This window comes from Catenovulum agarivorans YM01, assembly GCF_000281085.1.
In the GTDB taxonomy this organism is placed as follows: Bacteria; Pseudomonadota; Gammaproteobacteria; order Enterobacterales; family Alteromonadaceae; genus Catenovulum; species Catenovulum agarivorans.
This window is the reverse complement of record NZ_JH767553.1, coordinates 1-245: the sequence shown is the minus strand read 5'-3', so window position 1 is coordinate 245 and position 245 is coordinate 1. Positions and strand designations below refer to the sequence as shown.

The window sequence follows — 245 nt, the reverse complement described above, 5'->3', positions numbered from 1 at the left end:
TATAGGTAATACTGCCACCTTCGCTGACACTTGGTGTACCCGTTAAACTTAAGGTGGTTTGGTCTAATACATCTGCCACTGTGGTGGTCACTGAACTGTTGCCCAGCACGAGGTTTTCGAAGTTGCCACCAGACACATTGTCCAAACTTAATGTGGTAACCACATCATCGGCACCTGTGTAAACATCGTTACCAACAGAGACACTGACTGTACCTGAGCTTTGACCAGCTGCAATTGAGATTTCC

The 245-nt window shown here is 46.5% G+C and carries 1 protein-coding gene; it reads right to left on the bottom strand.

Annotation, left to right across the window (positions count from 1 at the left end; translation table 11 throughout):
• Positions 1–245: immunoglobulin-like domain-containing protein (locus WSC_RS25075; protein ID WP_040395491.1), on the bottom strand; the 245-nt coding region annotated here is incomplete at both ends.